This window comes from Methylobacterium sp. WL12, from assembly GCF_008039475.1.
In the GTDB taxonomy this organism is placed as follows: Bacteria; Pseudomonadota; Alphaproteobacteria; order Rhizobiales; family Beijerinckiaceae; genus Methylobacterium; species Methylobacterium cerastii.
The window spans coordinates 1-2,436 of sequence record NZ_VRUW01000188.1 but is presented as its reverse complement, the minus strand read 5'-3'; the positions used below and the strand labels follow the sequence as shown (position 1 = coordinate 2,436).

The 2,436-nt window shown below is 61.2% G+C and carries 2 protein-coding genes; both read right to left on the bottom strand.

Going from position 1 to position 2,436, the window contains the following annotated elements:
• Positions 1 to 42: 42 nt before the first annotated feature.
• Positions 43 to 1,140 carry a hypothetical protein gene (locus tag FV226_RS27325; RefSeq protein ID WP_187278874.1) on the bottom strand — a complete coding sequence of 366 codons (1,098 nt, stop codon included), beginning with the start codon at positions 1,138 to 1,140 and terminating at the stop codon, positions 43 to 45.
• 278 nt (positions 1,141 to 1,418) lie between these two features.
• Positions 1,419 to 2,436, bottom strand: a 1,018-nt coding sequence (locus FV226_RS28285) for a hypothetical protein (RefSeq protein WP_187278873.1), incomplete at its 5' end; no start/stop codon positions are given.

Below are 2,436 nucleotides of genomic sequence, written 5' to 3'. Positions count from 1 at the left end.
CCTCAAGGTAGCACCAATGATCGGTTAGTCAACCTATTATATCTATTTAATCCTAAATCGTGCCGTGATGGCTCGTCCAAGCGGATCCTCCGCTGTAGCTTCAACGAGCGCGAGCCGGTCGCACTCGCGATAGCTCGGGCATTGTCGCTGCCCGCAGCGTGTGGCCCGGGCAATTCGACGACCGCTGCAGATCCCCCAGCCTGCCTCGCTGCAAAACCGCCAGAGAGCGTGCTGGACGAAGCGCGGGCAGTAAGCCGGCAGGTCCGAGGCGAAGGCTCGCGCATCGATCCGCACCGCCAACCCTGCGAGCACGCCAAGGCATCCGTCCTCGGCCTGACAACGAGGCCCATAGGCATGCTCGCACCCGAGCCGACGCAGCACCCCCGTCCGGGTGAGGTGGTTGTGAACCAGGGTGTCGACGACGATCAGCCCTGAGCCGGCGGCGGTCCAGCGCTCGCGCAACACCGTGGTGGGGCGCGTATGGGCGGTGCCAAGCAATAGGGTGGCAAGGGCAAGCGACCAGACCTTGCGGCTGACCCCGGGAACGACCACCAGCGGTGCCAGCAGGCCCTCGCGCAGAGCCGCCGCGCGCAGGCTGGGATCAGCTCGGCCTCCGATGTCAGCGGCTGCGAGTTGCGCATCGAGCCAGGCGACGAAATCGCCCCCCGGGCAGTGGTCGCGAATGAACAGGTACAGCCCGTAGGCCGCCCGGTTGAGGCTACCCTTGCGCAGTGGCAGGCGAGGAAGAGGGCAGCGGGCAAGGCGGCGCGGCTCGGCACAGGTACGTGCCGTTTTGCGGTAGCCACAGCCGACCAGAGCTTCGACGGTCGCGAGGTGCGGGCAGGCGGGCCGCCGAGGCCCGAGGCGACTGGTGAGGTCCGCCCAGTCGGGCAGGCCATGGCGCCGGGCATAGCCGGCGGCGATCACGTCTGACACGCCCTGGAAAACGAACAGGCCATTAAGCCAGGTGAACAAGGCAGCGGTGTCGTGTGCGGCTACCGCGACCGCGACCCCGGCGGCTGCCGCTTCGGCCTCGATCTCGGACCGGAACGCTCCGGGCATCAAGAGCAAGGCGGGTCGAGTCACCCGTAGTGCATGCGCCCAGGGGTCGGCGAAATCAGGTGCGGGTTCGTCGGTCATTGACCTACCGTGATGGTGAGGCCGATGCCTATAGCGCCTCGACAACAGGCGAGCGCAAGCCCTTGTGAAGCTAAATCTATTCCCGCTTAAGAATTTTGCCTTCGACCGACCAGCCTCCGACAGCGAGTTAAACCGCCCACTGCATGTTGCTCAGCAGCAGCCTGCTTGTTCCCGAGGAGAGGAAAACACACATCCGTCAAGGCGTTCAGGCAGCAGCGGACCCCAATGTCGTCCGTTCGATCACTTGTCTAAGGCACGAAGCCTTTTCATACACGCCTCTACCGAGTTCGTGGCGAACGCATACTCTGACCACGGCCTACACGCGATCCGTTATTGGTAGCCAAGGGCCGATGATACAGCTCTGACATAATTTTATCGCGACGTAGGGGCTGTAGTGCTTCGCTGCGGATAGCATTCGCTAGTGGTGAGCCAACCCCGTTGCCAAACAAAAGTTTGTCGAGGGTATGGTCGGCCAAAACGTCTAGCATACGCACGCGCTCACCCGGCCGCAGCCAATCCTTTTTCTGTTTGAAACCGACAGGCCTGATTTCACCAGTTGCAGGATTAGTCCAAGAGTTTTTGTAAAAAACAACTCGCGTGGCTTTTTGTGGTGCTTTCAACGTGTAGGCAATTTTTTGCTCAAGTTGGTTGAAATTGAACGGCGCGATATGTGCGGCTGAGTTTCCAGGAAGCATGCTGTTGTGCTTGACACGCAATGGCGCAAGTGCAGCCGTTAATTGCTTGTGGGTCGCCCCCCAAGTGATGAGGTGACAATGCCAGGAAATCCAGTCGCCATAGAATTGGCCGTTTGGCCCCCACCCCTTGTACATCACGGCCTCGACCATCCCAACGAACGGGATCGTGCCGAGGGCCTGCCGGGCGAGGGCTTGAACTCGGCGAATGCTAAAATGCGCCGCCGGTCCAGTTCGCCGTAGCTGCGCGCACTGGTCCGGCGTTATTCCGGCTTCATCGCTCAGACGCTTGGCGAAGGCTGCAGGGGTGATCGTCACATAACAAAGGGGGCCACATCGAATGCCGCGACACTCGGTGATGTGTCGAAACGCGATGTGGGCAAACCGGATGCGGGCGTGGGCATTATTCGCTGGTAGTTCAATCGCCTCGGCAAGGTCCAGTTTTAGCCGAACGCCGGCGCTTGGGATGAGAGCGTTGACGCGCGGATAATCGACGTAGTGGGTAAGGACCTCGTTTGCTTTGTAGTGAACCTCAGCGAAGGTCGCGAGGTCGATGATATGGGGCAGTTGGGGACGGGGGGGTCGTTTTTGAGCTGATACGGCG